Here is an 18449-nt window from a genome sequence, read left to right on the forward strand (position 1 = left end):
CACTTACACCGCCTTCTTCAGTCGTAGCTTCGTTTTATCAAATAAAAATTACATAGTCAAGCTTTAGAATCAGTGTATCTGGCAGAAATGCAATAAAAAAACGCCACATATTGTGGCGATTCCGTTTTTGACATAATTTAAGCAAGGGGGCTGTTTCCAATACCCTTACAATATTATTATAAATCACAGGAAAACATAAGTCTACAATATTCTAGGAAATTCCAGTATCATTTTTATCAAGGCAAGTCACCACCGCCATGCGGTTCGTACATAGAGAAAGGAGGAGATTGTTTGATCGGTGAACGGACGACGAATAAGCGACTTGAAAGTATTAAAGTTATTGTTCATGAAATGTTGTTGTCAATAGAGTGTATGGTTAACAGGCAGGAAGCAGCTGTTCACTTGTACGGGGTATCTACATTTGCTTCAATGCTCGCCATGAAGCGAGGACAAAATCCAGAACTTGCGGCGATCGCTGGAATGCTTCATGATTATTATGTTTTTAAGACTGGAATCAATGAGTTTCCCGGTCCTAATAGTGCTGAGGCAGTGAGACCTATAATACGGGATATAGGCATGTTTACCGAAGAAGAACAGCTTACTGTTCTCCGTTCTATATTTTACCAGGGGGATGGCAGTCGAAGCCATGGTCCCTACGAAGAGATCGTAAAGGATGCAAATGTGCTACAGTTATACTTTCAAAATACTAGCTATAGGATACCTGGATTAGATGTAAATCGATTACGAAATGTGCTCGGAGAACTGGGAATTGTGGGTGAGTGTAAAGAAGAAATCAACATAGAGAAGGAAACGAAACCCCAACTCAATGAAGACAAACGCCGCAAGTTGGCTGATATTGCAGAAGTGCTTGCGGGGCAAGACATAATCGGCGTACCAGGAGATGAACGCTTTCGGGAAATCTGTAAATATTGGCCGGATGCCAGTATCTACAAAGTGCTAAAGAACAGTTGGTGTGCTGCGTTCGTGTACCACAGCTGCAGACAAGCAGGATTTCTTTTGCCGATTCGGTATCCGAATGGGATTCATCGGTTCGCCGGCGTTGGTGCGTGGTTGGAGTGGGCTCAGTTACCCGAGACCGGGTTCTTCCATCATGACGAGCAGAATGGGTTTACGCCTCAACGCGGGGACATCGTCATCTACGATAAGCTTCTATCTGATCACTCGCATGATCATATTGGTATTGTTCTTTCTAGCAACGAGAAAGAAATTTTGGTAGCAGAGGGCAACAGGGATAATAAAAATTACTCTAGCATTTTTTACAGAGAGAGAAGTCATCGTATTCTTGGCTATATCCGTATTGACAACAGTTATCAATATCATTTCAGCGGGGACTATAATCCGCTCTAACATGGAGGTGCATGATTGAGCTTGAATATAACAGGTATCCGATATGAACGCTACACTGGAAAAGATTATAATGTCGCAAGAGAATTATTAAGCTATGACATCGACGCGGGTGAAGAAATTCTTCTGTTGCTTGCTAAAAAACCGGAATTATTTATTAACGTATATATTGAGGATAAGCTTGTTGCACTAGCACAAGTGAACGAGCCTTCAACGCAGTCCTACTTAACTGTGTTTGTTGCTCCTCAGTTTCGTAGGCAAGGAATCGGTTCTGCAGCGGTAAAGTATGCTGAAACCAAATTACGGGCGGGTGGAACCCAAAAAGTAAGAAGCTCTTATCGGGCTGGTCATCAATCATCTCTTGCGTTTGCGCGCAAGCTCGGTTATGACAATTATTTTTCATCGACTTTTATGCAGCGAACCGGCGATTCCTTTCCCCTGGAGGAGCTTCCGGTGAGGCAGTACTCTGACGAAGACTATCTTATCAGTCAGTCGCTGTATGCCACAGCTTTTCATGAAATGCGCGTCCGTGTCAGGTGCTTTCCCGATTCTGTGATTGCCCAGCCCAGTGAAAAAGAGCGAAGAGCATGGAAAGAGGATGCGGGAGACCGATTTGTCTATGAATTAAAAGGGGAAATCGTCGCTTATAGCCATCTTTCTGATCATGTACTAAGTAGTATTTCCGTCCGTACTGACTTGCAGGGGCTTGGGATCGGAAGAAGATTTGTTATCTTTTTATGCAATGAAATCTATCGACGGGGCAGTGAAAAAGTTGATCTTTGGTGTGTTTCCGAGAATTATGCCAGAAGCCTGTATGATAGCCTTGGCTTTAAAGAAAAGTATATTACGGAATTTCTACAGAAAACGCTGTGATTTTTGTCTTACTTATGATGGAGAACGAGTAAACGTTACTTAAATAGGGATCGCCGGCTGCAGCGCAGTCAGACGATCCCTATTTTGCTGAAGTAACGGGCAGGACGGAAGTTACTGGTAGAAATTAAATGGGCGCTTAGATTATTTTTGGTGTTGTAGATCAGTACATCTTGTATAATAATTAGCATAATGATGTGAAAATATCATTTGAAAATTTTCAAGGTTGATAGAGTTGAAACGTAAGATATCTTGGAATAATTCTGAACTGAACAAATAAAGGGGATAAAAATGAACCAAGAGGATGTCAAGCAACGTATTAAAGATTTCCAGCAGGCAGATGGAGTGCACCCTCTTATTTGCGGACTCAATAGTAAACACGAGAAATTATACCCTAAGGTTCTTGAACAAGGGTTGGTTCTTCTTTGCCCTAATTGCAATTACACTCAGACGTACATCCCCGATCTCTTCTTCGATGATGGTTTTTATGAGTGGTTGCGGGGCATGAAGAGATTGATTTAGGGAGAAGAGATATAAGCTGCACGACGACACAAACATTAGTACTTACAAATCCCCGTTAATCGGGGATTTTCTATTTCAAAGCACCTATGTTTGTGTCGCGAGGCCACGAAACAAGCATACATACATAATACAGTCACCTAAAAATTGGAACATTTTTCAACTTAATTCCGTCTAAGTTTATGAGGTGGAGGACGATGGGAATAGGACAATTATTATGGAGAATCATTTTAAGTACATTCATTTTGGGTTGTTCAACTAGCACAAATAAAGAAAGTAAACCACATGAAAATTTGGAACCAGTGCAAATCGAACGAGCAGTGACTATCAACCCGAAAATAGAAAATGAATTACAAAAAATGAAAGATGAACAATTAAAATCAGTTTCAGGACTCTTTAAACCATCATTAGAAGTGCTAAAAGTGGATGGGACAATAAAACTTAATTTTTATCTTCAGAATGTTTCAGGTAAAGAACAACAAATTTCATATGCGTCAGGACAAAAGTACGATATTTTTATTTACAATGAGCAGAATGAAGAGATTTATAAATGGTCTATTAATAAAGCGTTTACCCAGGCTCTAATTGTAAGGAATTTTATAAAAGATGATAAGCTTAATTTTAATGAGGAATGGAACTTAAAAGATAATAAAGGCAATTTAGTACCACGGGGGAAATATACAATTGAAGTTAAAATAATGATAAATGTAAAATCTGAAACAATTAATCCAGATGACCTAACTGCTAGAACAATATGTGAAATTAGTTAATATGTAACTGCTTCATTTATCTAACGAGAAACGATAGCACAATAAACAGGGAGTAGACTGCCGTGGCAGCCGCTCCCTGTTTTCATTCATGTAACGGGCAGTAGAGCGTAATGGAATGAATATTTATCATCATCTCAGTTTCTTCTTCCCAATAAAATCAAAGGGAATATAAAGCTGCTTTGCATACCAAAATATAAAATTATTACAAAAAACAATTTATAAAATTACATTTTAATAAAAATTCATCAGCGTATAATTCGTTACATGAGATCGCGTTATAAGATTTTTGCTCAAACTATTTCGTAGGAGGTTATCTTGTTAAAAATTAGGCAGGAGAGGGACGATACAAATGAAAGCGGTTGTAGAAACCACTAGAGAGAATATCCAAATAAAGAAAAAGAACAGTATCCTACATAGCGTAAAAAGAGATTCACTTTTATATCTACTCTTACTGTTGCCAATGGCGTATATCTTCATATTTCGATATGCACCGATCTATGGCGTGTTGATGGCCTTTCAGGATTATAACATTTTTGAGGGAATTAGCGGGAGTGAGTGGGTTGGGCTTGATGTCTTCAAATTCATTTTTGAACAAAATAGTTTTTACCGTGCGCTTACCAATACGCTCGTGTTGAATCTTCTGGATTTGGTAGCGGGGTTCCCTGCACCCATCATCCTGGCCATTTTGTTGAGTGAAATCCGGTATGTCCGATTTAAAAAAGTGACCCAAACCATTCTATATTTACCGCACTTCTTATCCTGGATCATTATTGGCGGTATGGCCTACCTGCTATTTTCCTCAGGTGGGATGGCGAATACAGTTTTATCTAGCATCGGGATTGGAAAAATTGAGTTCCTTTCTCAAAAAACGAATTGGTTGATCATGTATGTAGCTATTGGAGTATGGCAAAGTGTTGGCTGGGGTACCATTATCTATTTGGCTTCCATCATTGGCATCAATAAGGAGTTATATGAGGCGGCAGATATCGATGGCTGCAGCAGGGCTCGTAAAATATGGCATATTACTTTGCCTGGGATTAAGCCTACCATTGTTATTTTGCTAATTTTACAAATCGGCAAGATGATCTCGATCGGGTTTGATCGGCCCTTTGTGATGGGGAATTCACTGGTAAATGAGTACTCCGATGTCATCAGTACCTATGTATATCGGATTGGAGTGGCATCTGGCGATTTTTCGCAGGCAACAGCGGTTGGACTATTTCAATCGGTTGTGGGGTTAATCTTTTTAGTGGCAGCCAATTACATTGCCAAAAGAATTGGTGAGCAGGGAATTTGGTAAGGAGTGTGAGTTTGTTGCGTAGAAAAAAAAGAATCAGTTTCACGGAGATAAGTATTATTTTGTTCATAACTGCTGTATCAATTACTTGTTTAGTTCCATTTTTGTATATGATTGCGCTTTCCCTTAGCTCAAATGATGCCATTATCTCTCAGAAGGTCGGACTTTGGCCGGTAGGCTTCACACTTGAAACCTACAAAACAATTCTAAGCGATGTTGAAATGCTTTATACAATGGGGTACACGATTGTGCTGACCATTGTCTACACACTTGTTTGTATGTTTTTAACGATCTGTGCAGCGTATCCGCTTACAAAGCAAAGGTTAAAGGGAAGAAGCTTTATTTTAACCATTCTAGTATTCACCATGTATTTTAGTGGAGGTTTAATACCTAGCTATCTGCTTGTAAAAAATCTGCATTTGATGAATACGATGTGGAGCTTAATTTTGCCAGGCGCTATGAGTGTTTTCAATTTAATTATCCTAAAAACCTTTTTTGCATCACTTCCGGAAAGTTTGGAAGAATCGGCCTCGATTGACGGTTGTAGTGATCTTGGGATCCTAATACGAATTGTTCTTCCGCTATCTTTGCCTTCTATCGCAACGTTAAGTCTCTTTTACGCAGTGGACAGATGGAACGGTTTTCAGGATGCGCTATTCTATATAACTGATAAGAACCTGTACCCGATGCAATTAAAGCTGTACCAAATCATCACTGCGAACCAACAGCTCGATAGCCAGCAAGGTGAAGGCAGTATGGGGGCTTATATTGTTCCTGAGGCATTGAAAGCGGCAAGCGTGATGTTTGCAACCATTCCAATTTTAGTCGTTTACCCGAAACTTCAGAAATATTTTGTGGATGGTGTCATGACGGGGGCAATTAAGGGATAATCAGGCAGTTTGAAGGGTGGTGGTTATGGGAGCAATGAGGTAGGATGGATAATAATAATTTCGATTTTAGGGGCACTACGGAAAAGTTAACTACTTTGTTAAAAAAGATATAAGGAGAGGTCACAAAAATGAAAATCAAAAAAATGTTGGCTGTACTACCGGTTTCGACTCTATTAATAAGTGCTTTAACAGGTTGTGGAAGCGATAGTAATAAAGTAAGCTCATCAGCATCACCAGCAGCTTCAACTGCAGCCGCAACGGCAGCTCCAACTCCTTCAGGTTCTCCGGTTACACTAACGGTTGAGGTATTTGACAGAGGTATACAGGGGCAGCCAGATCTGAACAATAATACGTGGACTCGATATATTAATGATAATTTTGGCAAACAGAACAACGCGATTGTGAAATTTGTTCCAGTACCTAGATCTCAAGAAATTGACAAGCTTAATGTAATGATGGCAGCAGGTGAGGCACCCGATCTCTCATTTACGTATGACAGTCCTACCGTATCTAGATACGCTAAATCGAATGGTATTGTTCAATTGAATGATTTATTGGCTAAGAGTGGCAAAGAATTAACGAATTATTTGGGTAAGACGGTTCTTTCATATGGAATGTTTGATGGTAAACAGATGGCCATTCCTGCTAAAAGAACTTCACTAGCATGGAATGGTATGTTTATTAGAAAGGATTGGCTCGATAAATTAGGGATGCCTGTTCCTACGACGAGGGATGAATTATATAATACGTTAGTTGCATTCCGAGATAAAAATCCGGGAGGCGTAAGTGGCGTTATCCCTTGGGTATTTGCTGCAACTGGTTTGAATTATTCCTATGGAAATTTAGGTGAATCTTTCTGGGGGAAACAGTCGGAGGAAGAATTTGTTACAGCTCCTAGCTCAGGGGGAGCTGCATACAGCTGGTTAAGACCTGGAAACAAAGATGCGATGAAGTTCCTGAACAAGCTTTACAATGAAAAATTAATCTCCCCTGATTTTGCTTTAGACAAAACAGCCAAACAAGCCGATGCTGACCTTACCAACGGTAAAGCAGGATTCGTCGTTGCAAACTGGGATTATCCGTTAAGGCAAAATATCAGTCAGCCATTAAAAGCAAATGTGCCTACCGCAAACTTTGTACCCATTGACGCTTTTAAGGATTCAGATGGAAAATATAAAAAACTCGCATATAACGAAAATGGCGTCAATGTCTTTATTCCGAAGACCAGTAAAAATGCAGAGCTGGCTATTAAATACTTAAACTGGATGTCCGACCCGAAAAATTTATTCTTCCTTCAATATGGTGTAGAAGGCGTTAACCACAAGATGGTGAATGGGATTCCGCAGGTTATTAATCAAACAGGGGATAATATGCAAACGAGTTATCTAAATCTTGATTATACACTCGTTGTAAATGGTGTGGAGCTTGGTGATCAGCAGAAGAATATAAAAGCATTAGCTGCAACGGCGCCTGGATTTGAAGATCTTGCAGAAAAATCATACAAAATCAATACGACGGATACGTACACCAATTTCTTCTTTGATACGCCAAATGAGGCCAATATTAAATTCGGCAAAACACTCGGGGATATGAATAAACTAATGACGGATAAACTGATTGTCTGTAAGCCTTCAGAATTTGATGCCTTGTATGATAAGTTGGTTGCAGAATTCCAGGCAGCAGGCGGGCAGGCTGTAACGGATGAAAATGTGAAAATCTACAGAGCCATGAAAGCAAATAAGAAGTAATTAAAAGAACATTTACCATGCATATAAGCCGTTGTCTAATCAACGGCTTATATGCATGGAAAGTAAACTAGAAAAGAGTTGGATCTGATTGGAGGACATACTGTTTAATACAAAATAAATGTGGAAAAGAAGGTAATATGATGACTGAAAATGGCATGCATGTAAAAACGGGGGTCAGAAATTATATTTCAATAATCTTAATGGTTTCAATGATGCTTAGTGTAATTGGTGTCGGGGCAACAGGAGTAAGCCAGCCTGCGTACGCGGCCACAACAACAGCAACAGCAAGTGTTGACGTAAATGCTAATGTTACGGGTAACAAAGTCTCGCCACTTTTAATAGGTGCATTCGTTGAAGACCTTCATAATGAAGTGGATGGGGGATTATACGCAGAGAAGGTTATTAACCGCTCATTTGAATTTAATTCCGGTGACGGGGGGACATATAATCATCCCTTAGGAGGATGGATACAGCTTTACCGTGATGGCGGAGCAGGAACCATTACAGTGGAAAACGCCAGCCCTCTGAACTTTGTAAATACGCATTATGTGCATTTTAATGTTACTACAGCAGGAAATGGCGTCGGATTATCCAATGGCGGGTGGTATGGATTTGCTGTAACATCCGGAACTACCTATAACTATTCACTTTATGCCAAAAGAGGATCAAATTACAACTCATCCATAACGATAGGAGTAGCTAGTCAATCAGGCACTAATTATGGTACCGCTACCATTAATTCTATAACGACGGATTGGGTTAAATATACAGGTAGCATTACTATCAATACCACGGATGCCAATGCCAAATTGGTTGTATTGGCGAAAGGAACGGGCGATGTATATCTGGACTTTATTTCGGTATTTCCTAGTGTAACCTATAAAAATCGTCCGAATGGCGTTAGAGCAGACCTAGGAGCTGCCCTTGAGGAATTGCATCCTAGTTTTCTGCGCTTTCCAGGTGGGTGCATCATCCATAGTTCTTATTACCAATATAATTGGAAGGATCAAATAGGTCCTATTGAAGGGCGTAAGGAGTACAACAACTCGCAATGGAATATGTATGAGACGACAGACCATATAACAAATGGTTTTGGCATGTATGAGTATCTACAGTTAAGTGAAGACATCGGAATGGTTGCCGTACCCGTCCTTCCAGTTGGTGTCACACACCTTGCCGGTGCTCTAGACCCTAATAGTCCGGAAATGGCTCAACTTACACAAGATGCACTGGACTTCGTAGAGTTTGCCAACGGCAGTGCTACTTCAACATGGGGGGCCAAACGTGCCGCTATGGGACATCCAGCACCGTTTAACATTCAGTACCTCAATCTCGGGAATGAGGAGCATGACAGCACGAATGCAAGAGCAGATATTACCAAAATATATAATGCTGTTCACGCTGCATATCCTGCGCTCAAACTGATTGTAACCGCAAGTGACTCACACTCCCTCTATAACTTTAGCACGAATTTGGGTGCGTTTGGCGTGGATGACCACTATTATTTTAACCAAGGTAGTCTTGGATGGATCGAGTTCATTAATGGCTATGATCGTTCCAGACCACAGGTCATGTTAGGCGAATATGGCTCCAATATCAGGGATGGTAAAATTATTGATGCGCTTGATGCAGCTAAAGATAAAGCCGTATTCGAGAAAAATGGGGATATTCTAAACATGTCCGCCTTTACAGGGTTAAGAAAAGTAATGGATTTTGATAATCTGAATGTGTTTAAAACGAATTATTACCACGCTGAGAAGATGTGGAACACAAATTTGGCCGACTATAATGTTAATTTCAGACAATCAGGAGATTCCAATCTTGTGGTTGTAGCAGGCAAAGATACAGAAACCGGTGATTTAATTCTAAAGCTTATTAATAATAGCGCGAATGTTATCAACAGTACGGTTGCAATCAATGGCATGACGAATATTTCCCCTACTGCAAATGTGACGTACTTAAAACCAAAAATTGCAGGGAATAAGGATGCCAGAGATAGTAGATACCTAAATGGGAATGATTATGGGCTGAGTACAGATTTAAATGAAGTTGATACAGGAACAACCACGACGAGCGTAAGTGGTAATCAAATCAATTATTCATCAGAAGCTTATTCCTTCTCAACGATTCGAGTTCATGGTACGATTTCTTCTGACGGTGATCTGATCTATGAAACAGAAAACTTTAACGGTGGAGCTAACATAACGGCGGGTCGTGCATTAACACTTATATCCGAGCTTGCCGGTCCAAGTAATGACCACTGGAGTAGTGCTGATTTACAAGCGGTGAATGAATATGTTCAATATAATAACGTGAACATTGCGACTGCGGGTACCTATAATATGAAGATTGGCGTTAAAAAGGGTCCTAACCGAGCCATTACCCAATTATCTATTGATGGCATCAACAAAGGTTCACTTATTGACGCGTATGCTTCTGCAGTGTCCTATCAAGAGGTTGATTTGGGTACAATGACGTTAAGTGCTGGTATGCATAGCTTTAGGTTTACAGCAACGGATAAGAATGCAGCTTCTACAAGTTATGCGACAGCTGTCGACTATTTCAAACTTGATAAAGTTACAACTTCATATGTCGATGATGACTTTAACAGCACGACCACAGGTAATCCGCCTTCGGGATGGGTCCTAGACACAACGGTAGGTACAGTAACTGTACAGAATGTGCCAGATTCTTCTGATAAGAGTGTATTGCTTAGTAAATCTGACACTACCCTAGGAAAAAAGACGTCCATGTATAAGACGTTTGGTCCAGCAAGTGGTACTGTTTCAGTAGAAGCAAGAGTCAGAAGAGATGCTACGACAAATTGGTGGAGTTTGCCTTATATCTATAGCAGTAATGGAACTGCGGCACAAACGCTTGCATTTGATAATGGCAATATTAAGGTGAACAGCAATGGAACATGGCAAACGGTACAAACTTTTACAGCAGGTACATGGTATGCTCTGAAATTAGTAATAAATACGGATACAGATAAATTTGATTTGTATATCAATGGTGTTCAGAAGCTAAGTCAGGTTGCACTTAGAAGCGCTGTTACAGATATAAGCAAAATAGAATTCTATGCAGCAGATGCTAACACAGGTACTACCTATGTGGATAATGTAAAGATTTATAAGTAGGATAAAATGTTCAGCAGTAGAGCTTTAAACCTAGGCACTAGCCTAGGTTTCTTTGCTTTTTATAAAAAAACATGAATAATTACAAAATTAATTTATAAAAATACATTTTATTAATCTCAATTTAGCGTATTATTATTAACAAGAAAATTTTACAATGATTAACGATCATGGAGGTACTTATGTATAGAGTAATTATTGTAGATGATGAGCCTTGGGCGATAAAAGGAATACGCAATGCCTTTAACTGGCAACAATACGGGTTCGAAATCATAGGTCAATTTACAAGTGCCCATAAGGCAATTGAGTTCATATCCGAGGAATCGCCTGATCTAGTCTTTACAGATATTAGAATGCCTGATATTTCTGGTCTTGACCTTATGAGAATGACGAAAGATATGGGATTGGATGTTGATTTCGTTGTTGTAAGCGGTTTCGCTGAGTTTGCTTATGCGCAGGAGGCCATCAGATATGGTGCGTTGGATTATTTTCTCAAGCCCTTAGATATTGAGTTGGCAGATCCCTTAATTGAAAAGCTGGCCTTGCATTTCTCCAAGAAGCGAGGCATTCGAAATAACCTTATTTTAGAAGCGCTTACGGCACCAGATAAAAGTGAATTAAAACGTTTAATGCCATTTTTTGAAAGCACATCAGACGATTATTGGCGTGTCGTTATCGTGTATGCCGATAGTGAGAAAAAGGAAGGTCAAGCCATTAAGTTTGGCGATATTGGACATACCTTAGAAGTTGAATTTGGCTCAAGAAAGACACTGTACATTCTCAAAAGTGATAAGAGATCAGAGTTGGATGTACAATTGGATGCTGCACTATTCACAGGTTTGAATATAAAATCAATAGGAATCAGCTCCATTTCTACGAATTACGATCAAATGGCCAAGTTAATCAAGGAAGCCGATCTTGCAGCTTCACAAACATTTTTGAATGAAGAAAAAGGGATATTTGAATACGAACCAAAGCTTAGTTTGGTCAATCCATTTATAGATAGCATTGCTTCTAGTATGAAAGAGAAAAATTTTGGAGACATGGATGACATCATTCAGAAAATGAAGGTTGTCTTCACCTTTCATCATTTAGGTATGGGAGAAGTCGTTTATTTATGGAATCAAGTGGTGAGCAGCTTGGTTGGCACCTATTACGAAGAGTTGAAGGACATGGAGCTTGATTTCCTCAATTACTCTGAACTGAAAGAGCGATTCGAAAACTTTGAGTCCTTAGGCAGCTTTTTAAATGACATTTTCAACTACTTAAAGCAACTAAACGGCCAGTCCATGCATGAAAATGATAAGAACGCTTATTTTACCCAAATGGTGAAATACATCGACAATCATTATCAGGACGAGTTATATCTGAAAGATTTATCTGTCAAATTTCTGATCAACCAAGTATACTGCTGCCAACTGTTCAAAAAGGTTTTAGGCAAAACCTTTTCAGAATATGTAACCGATTTGAGAATCAAAAAAGCTTGTGAACTATTGAAAAGATCAGAGTTATCCATTGAAGAAGTTGCAACAAAAGTAGGATATTTGGATTACTATTATTTCAATAAAGTGTTTAAGAAGCAATGTGGGATAACACCTACGAAATTCAGAAAGAGTTGACTGGAGTGGGGACTTTGCAGATTAGTAGACTCAAGCTTAAACATCAGATCTTACTGATCTTATTATTTTCGATTTTCATATTTACCGTCATGGAATTCTATTCCTACTATAGCTTTTATAATTTAACCCAAAAGAGAGCTGTCAATTATGGGGATACGATCATAGAACAAACTTCCCAAAAGATCGATTCCGTTTTTAACGATATTAAAGTCAGTACAAACATAGCTGTTGATAATAAATGGGTACAGGAATTTACCATTGTAGATGATGATTATAAAAGGAGTTTTGAAATTGGTACTTATGTCATTGACCTCATTGAATATATGAGGTTGTTTAATTCGTATTTGAATGGCATTGTGATTACGGATAATCAAGGAAGAAAAATTTCCAGTTTAGCGACTGCCAACGGTGATATTACGTTTTCAAATCAGTACAATTATTTTATTAATTCTTTTAAAAATGAGAGTGAGACCATTGGTAAAGGGAAATTTACAAACCTATTAAAGGACGAAAAAACAGGAAATGAATATTTCTTTTATATAGCACCCATCGTTGAGGCGATTGGCGGGGTTCAATTTTCTAAAAAGACAGGTTATTGTTCCGTAATGGTGAATATGGAAAAGATCCAAGAACTTGTGGAAAATACCGAATTGACGCCTAACTCAGCTTTGTATATCCTAAACAATCGAAATGAGGTTGTTGCGTCAAATAATGCAAAATTTCAAGGTGATTTATTTAAGGATATTCTTTCCGTAGATAGCCAAAGCTTAACCAATGGGGTAAAAACCCAAATCAATGGAGAAGATGTCATCGTTCAGGCAAAAGGCTTAAGGCAGGCGGACGAGTGGCGGATCGTCAGTATGATTCCGGTGCATGAACTGACAACGGACATGAATGCGATTAAAAATATTAGCATTATCGCAGGAATTGGTATCATTGTAAGTATGATGATTCTGGGGTACTTTTTCTTGAACAATCTGACTCGACCCGTGATGGGGCTTATCTCAGATATGAAAAAAATGGGTAATCGCGAGAGGGGATTTCGGGTGAAGGTACGTTCAACCAATGAAGTTGGCGTTCTGGCCTATGATATTAATAGGATGATTGACAATATGGAAGTGATGACGAGTAATGTTATGGATACCCAAGCAAGATTATATGAGGCTGAATTGAGCAAAAAACAAGCGGAGTTTGCTGCCTTACAAAGTCAAATTAACCCGCATTTCCTTTATAATACTTTAAATTGCATTAGTAGTATTGGTCTAGAATACGGTAGTAAGGAAATCGCGATGATTACGTCAAGTATGTCCAAGATTTTTCGATATAGTATTGAAAAAAGCGAACTCGTCCACATAAGCGAAGAAATTCAATGTATTAAAGCCTATCTCAATATTATTTCCATTCGATATGAGAACAAGTACTCATTGGAAGTTAAAGTTGATGATAAGCTATTAGGTATGAAAACACCTAAAATGATTTTGCAGCCTATTGTGGAAAATTCCGTCTATCATGGACTCGAAAGTATGGACGAAGGAGGACAACTTTGTGTAAGCGGCCATATCGACGAGAATGGAGATATATGTTTTCAAATAGCGGATACGGGGAAAGGGATAGGTCAAGATGAGCTGGAACGCATGAAAGCGAAGCTGAATAAGGCCTATGCGGAGAGAGTGCAAAACAGTTTGGAAGGGAAAAGTATCGGTCTTTCCAATATCAATAATAGGATAAAGCTGCTATTTGGGGAAAGTTATGGGGTAGAGATCGAGAGTCAGGTTGGGAAAGGAACGACTGTGATTGTTAAGATTCCATCTATAATGAATTGAAGGTAAAATAGCACAAACAGAACCCGCCAAAGATAGGCGGGTTCTGTTGCGTAAATCATTTAACACGCCCGGATCCGCACAGCGGCCTGCGGCATGCAATCGGTAATGCGCATTTCTACACCACCACAGTTGTTAATCGTCCAGTGCACTCTACACCCTGTTCCCTCAACTTCATAGTGCACGCCGTCTGCCATGTTGACCACGATGCTGAAGGCTTGTTCGGCTCTACTTGCATAGCGAAATTCCGCCTGATACGCCGTATAGCTTACGTTAAAGGACTGCTGTAGCATCCAAACATTAAAACCAGTGGAAACTTTGCCAAGTTGGTAATAAGCAGCAAACCAATTGATGACTGGAGCCGACAAACCGCCGAATTGATGCCATCCTGCGCCTCGACCTGTTTGCACGATAAAGTGCTCATAACAGTTGTAGGTGGCCTCGGTCTCACGCTTCCATAACTCTAAAGCGGTTTCCGCAATTCGGAAAGCAAGATCGGAGTAACCCAAATCGAGCATGGTTTTCCAGAAAAACCATTGATGCGGCATCCAAACCGCACCGTTCCAATAGCCATCCGCCTGATAATAAGGCGCGCTTTGATCAACGGTGGACAGGCCGATTGGCGTCCATAAACGTTTTTCGTCAAACAGCGCAGCAACTAGGCGATCCGCACGCGATTTGGTACAGATGCCGGCTACTAGCGGGTAAAGCCCATCCATCCCCATGTTGTAATTGGCCCCGGAGCTGTGCCGTAGAGGGCCTTCTGGCTCACCCTGCTCGCTATGCACGACATAGCCGTAATAACCGGCTTCTTCATCCCACGCATGCTTCTCCAAAGCATGACTCCATCGTTCTATATCCTGCTCGTATTCCATTATGTCTTCCTGCCAATTCTCCGACATTGCGGCAGCCATTTTCAGAATTTTAGCAATACGAATGGCCTGGCTCGTTGTCACAATAGGGGCAACGGTTGCTTCCAGCGTTTGCGCATGCACATATTTTTGCGGCGGATAGTCGTCCCACCCCCCGGAATTATAGAAGTAATCCCATGTCTTAAGTAGTCCGGAGCGCAGTGTGCCAGTAGTAGACCCGCTAATTTTCCCGGCTAGGAACAAGTAATATTGACGTAATCGCGGATAAAAATGATGCAAGAAGGCGAGAGACTGCCCTTGGTTCCACAGCTCAAGAAACACATAATGCTGCACGGGCACTGGGCTGCCATGATGAATGAAGGCAGCCTGGCGGTCACCAGGTTCTGTCATATACGCGTTCAAGCAATCTATTGCGCGACCTGCATGCAAATCGGAGAACCCGAGTGCGATAAACCCTGAATCCCATGTATATAGGGAATCCCACCAGCGCCCTGGCGTACTGTGGCGAATATACCTGCGTTTGGTGTAGACAGGGAAGACTGTATTGGTTAGCAGCGTAGCTCGCATAAGTTGCTGGCTAAACGCATAGGTGTCACCGGTACCATAGGAGGGAGGCGGAATTAACTTCGCACGTTCAGCTTGATAAATGGCTTCGCAATTGTCATAGTCTAGCGAAACCGCTGTTAGGGAGGCAAGCACTTCTTCGTACGTCCCAGAGCAGACCATGCCATGAAGGATCTTCGAAGAAGCGGGTTCGACATGAATGGGACGCATGAACACATTCGTAAAGTGACCCTTGCCATTACCTTGCAAGACGGCATCAACGTGATTGTGCACCGTATGGCGGGCATACCGATCCAGTTCGTCGTTTTTGTATTCTCGTATCTCTACATTGGGGTAGTTCCACAAAAGGCCGTAATGATACGGGCAATCTTTATATCGGAGGATCAGGCTGCCAGGAACAGGCCCTTCCAGTAATTCAGGCTCGATGTGCCAGGGGCGGTCGACAAAGACAACTTCCTCGCAAGCGTCGTGCTCGAACAGTGTAAAGCCGTCCAGCACCAAGGGGCCGGAGCCGCAAGCAGATAAGGAGAGTGTGAAGTCTCCTGCTGCAAGCATCCCGATCGGTAGACGGGCAACCCTCAGGGAGTTGGAAGTCACTACATCGAATCGGTATGTCTGATGTCCAATTTGAAGCTCAAGCTCCCCGCTTTTCTCCGTTTGGTAGCGCAGCAAAAACACGCCGTTTTTCAAAGGCTCTGCGAGGTTTATCTCATAACGCAGCAAGTCCCCTTCGTCGGCACCGAAGTTGCATCCTATTGCGGACCCCCCCGTATAATGCTGGCCTCGAATTTCACCCCTAAGAAAACCGTCATAGACCAAGCCGTCCGACGGTCGTTGGCGTGCGAAGTTCAATTCGCTATAATCTAGCGCATCTACCCACACTGCGCCCTCGGGCAGCTGCGCATCCGCACATATCTGTACGTCGCCGTGCCCGAGAAGGCGAGGCGGCTGAAGCGAAGCCATCCAGTGCAGTACCAAGTTTTGCGGATGCTCGGATTGGTTCACGAAGGATACTCGAATCAGACGGCACTGATCGGCGATATGGCTGAAGGAAATGTCGGTATAGACTTGATCTTTCCATTCAAGCTCATGGCGGTGGGAGAAGAAGCTGTAATCCGCCGTTGCCTCCCATGGATGATAGCCAGATTCCCACAGCACGCTGGGAATATCCATTTTTCTCCTGTAGAAGCCAGGCATTAAACTAAGATCAAAACGCAAGCCTCGCGCTTGATCGCTGATATGGGAGATACCCATGTATTGTTTGGTATAAGGTCCCCAAGCAGGCAGTCTAAGATCATGGTCACCCAGGAGTGTCTCGATCTCATGCATTGTCTATCGCTCCTTCGAAATGTAGGCTTTCTCTTTATTTTAAAATATTACCTACCAAAATGCCTCTTGATATAAGCTTCAATTATCTTGAAAACGGACATTCATGATATGATGGGAATAACAATTGAAGTGCAGGAGGATCCCCGTGCCAGTGAATCTGACAGCTTACGATAAAGAGCATGTGGATTATGCAGATCCACATTTCCGGATTAAAATATGGACCATAGATTATCCTAGCCAACCATCCGAGCAATATGGTCCCTGGCACTATCATGAAGAGGTGGAGTTGATCGCTGTGCTGCAAGGCACCCTGACGATGGAAACACCACATCTCAGCTATAATCTGCAAGCTGGTAATGTGGTGATATTTGGCTCCAATGAGCTGCACAGATCCCATAAAGATGGGCATGACGATCTGCTGTATATCGTCTGCCATGTGGATATGGCAGCTTTTATGGATCCATCCTTGCTTCCGTATCTCGCCGCTTTTACCGGCCGCTCGGCCAATTTAACACAGTTCAATGAAACGCTGCGCGAATATCCAGCAAGCGTACAGGTCATTCACAAACTTATCCATGAGATGCTGCTCGATATGACGAGACAACAGCGGGGCTACGAGCTCTCTGTCAATGCTAGCTTGAAAAAGCTCATGTACACGTTAATTCAGATTGACGATGCCCACATCATAAAACCGATGGATCCACAGTTAGCGGAGAAATTGCGTCCTGCACTTGTCTATATTGAACAACAGTTGGAAAATTATTTCCAAATTTCGGATATAAGCAGCAAGCTGAACTATAATAGCAGTTATTTTGCCAAGCTGTTCAAAAAAGGAATGGGGATGACGTTTACGTCCTACGTCCAGATGCGCCGAATGAAACGAGCAGAGCAGCTCTTGCTAACAGAGGCGTGGTCTGTAACTGAAATTAGCGGCAAAGTAGGGTTTACTAGTCCAGCCCAGTTTTATCAATTATTTAAGAGACATTTCGGCTGCTCGCCGAGGCAGTTTGTTGAGAAACGGACCCTCCCTAAACTTTAAAGGGCCTCGCTTGTAAGGGAGAAATTGGTACAGAATCTTCCGTGTATCAAGAGAGTCCAATGGGAGCATTCCAAAGAGAGATTAGGCCAATATTGGAAGCTGCTATAAACAAACAATTTCCGAATAATGATAATGGGGATACGTTTGCTGAGCAGGCAGTGATTTATTACGACGATGAAGATGAAAATAACATTCGCAAAGAGCTTGAAGATAAATTCAGAAAAAAAGTAGTTTTTAAGAAATCAAGATATAAACCCAAATATCTTCGTGATATGGCAACAGAAATAAATGTTTACTTATTCTCTATAAGGAACAATACGGATATTAAAATTGAAGTTCAAAAATAATGAGTTACATCCAGCGGCATTTTAGAAAGGTAGATCACATCAATCGCTACTCAGATTCAACTATTGTAAAACGAGACATAAAAAGGATCATGGCTGCATCGCAGTCGATGATCCTTTTTTACTAATCATTAACAATGTACTTTGATCTCGCTTGAATGTTAACATAAGATTGGTTGATGTGTTTTTGCAACAGAACGTTAACCTATACGATATTAGTTTAGCATCTAAGAAGGGAATTCCCAAATGAAAACTTGTTTGAAATT

At 41.1% G+C, this 18449-nt stretch carries 13 protein-coding genes; 12 read left to right on the forward strand and 1 reads right to left on the reverse strand.

Features of this window, described 5'->3' with window-relative positions; genetic code table 11:
* Nucleotides 1-291: 291 nt before the first annotated feature.
* The 10 genes from AC58QG_RS15785 (at nucleotide 292) to AC58QG_RS15830 (ending at nucleotide 14038) form a co-directional block, all read left to right on the forward strand.
* Nucleotides 292-1368: a CHAP domain-containing protein gene (locus AC58QG_RS15785; protein WP_497363074.1), complete on the forward strand. Its 1077-nt coding sequence runs from the start codon at nucleotides 292-294 to the stop codon at nucleotides 1366-1368.
* Nucleotides 1369-1383: 15 nt separating this feature from the next.
* On the forward strand, nucleotides 1384-2238 hold the full coding sequence (locus AC58QG_RS15790; RefSeq protein ID WP_497363075.1) for a GNAT family N-acetyltransferase: 855 nt from the start codon (nucleotides 1384-1386) through the stop codon (nucleotides 2236-2238).
* Between the two features lie 288 nt (nucleotides 2239-2526).
* Nucleotides 2527-2757, forward strand: a complete 231-nt coding sequence (locus AC58QG_RS15795; protein WP_497363076.1) for a hypothetical protein — start codon at nucleotides 2527-2529, stop codon at nucleotides 2755-2757.
* Between the two features lie 194 nt (nucleotides 2758-2951).
* Nucleotides 2952-3524 (forward strand): BsuPI-related putative proteinase inhibitor, encoded by a 573-nt coding sequence (locus tag AC58QG_RS15800; protein ID WP_497363077.1) that lies wholly within the window; start codon nucleotides 2952-2954, stop codon nucleotides 3522-3524.
* A 349-nt stretch (nucleotides 3525-3873) separates the two neighbouring features.
* Entirely contained in the window at nucleotides 3874-4824 is a 951-nt protein-coding gene (locus AC58QG_RS15805; RefSeq protein WP_497363078.1) for an ABC transporter permease, read from the forward strand.
* Nucleotides 4825-4838: 14 nt separating this feature from the next.
* Nucleotides 4839-5711, forward strand: coding sequence for a carbohydrate ABC transporter permease (locus AC58QG_RS15810; RefSeq protein WP_497363079.1), 873 nt, complete (start codon nucleotides 4839-4841; stop codon nucleotides 5709-5711).
* Nucleotides 5712-5839: 128 nt separating this feature from the next.
* Complete coding sequence (locus AC58QG_RS15815; protein WP_497363080.1) at nucleotides 5840-7459, forward strand: extracellular solute-binding protein; 1620 nt, start codon at nucleotides 5840-5842, stop codon at nucleotides 7457-7459.
* 209 nt (nucleotides 7460-7668) lie between these two features.
* Nucleotides 7669-10599: an alpha-L-arabinofuranosidase family protein gene (locus tag AC58QG_RS15820; protein WP_497363081.1), complete on the forward strand. Its 2931-nt coding sequence runs from the start codon at nucleotides 7669-7671 to the stop codon at nucleotides 10597-10599.
* A gap of 179 nt (nucleotides 10600-10778) precedes the next feature.
* On the forward strand, nucleotides 10779-12215 hold the full coding sequence (locus tag AC58QG_RS15825) for a response regulator transcription factor (protein ID WP_497363082.1): 1437 nt from the start codon (nucleotides 10779-10781) through the stop codon (nucleotides 12213-12215).
* 14 nt (nucleotides 12216-12229) lie between these two features.
* Nucleotides 12230-14038, forward strand: coding sequence for a sensor histidine kinase (locus AC58QG_RS15830; protein ID WP_497363083.1), 1809 nt, complete (start codon nucleotides 12230-12232; stop codon nucleotides 14036-14038).
* Between the two features lie 59 nt (nucleotides 14039-14097).
* Here AC58QG_RS15830 and AC58QG_RS15835 read toward each other — a convergent pair whose 3' ends face one another.
* A complete protein-coding gene (locus AC58QG_RS15835; protein ID WP_497363084.1) occupies nucleotides 14098-16800 on the reverse strand; it encodes an MGH1-like glycoside hydrolase domain-containing protein in 2703 nt (900 codons plus the stop codon).
* Between the two features lie 145 nt (nucleotides 16801-16945).
* Between AC58QG_RS15835 and AC58QG_RS15840 the strand changes: the two genes are divergently transcribed.
* Together AC58QG_RS15840 and AC58QG_RS15845 are read left to right on the forward strand one after the other, a co-directional pair.
* Entirely contained in the window at nucleotides 16946-17839 is an 894-nt protein-coding gene (locus AC58QG_RS15840; RefSeq protein ID WP_497363085.1) for an AraC family transcriptional regulator, read from the forward strand.
* Nucleotides 17840-17898: 59 nt separating this feature from the next.
* Nucleotides 17899-18186, forward strand: a complete 288-nt coding sequence (locus AC58QG_RS15845) for a hypothetical protein (RefSeq protein WP_497363086.1) — start codon at nucleotides 17899-17901, stop codon at nucleotides 18184-18186.
* The last annotated feature ends 263 nt before the right edge of the window (nucleotides 18187-18449 follow it).

This window comes from Paenibacillus sp. J22P169 (assembly GCF_059691995.1).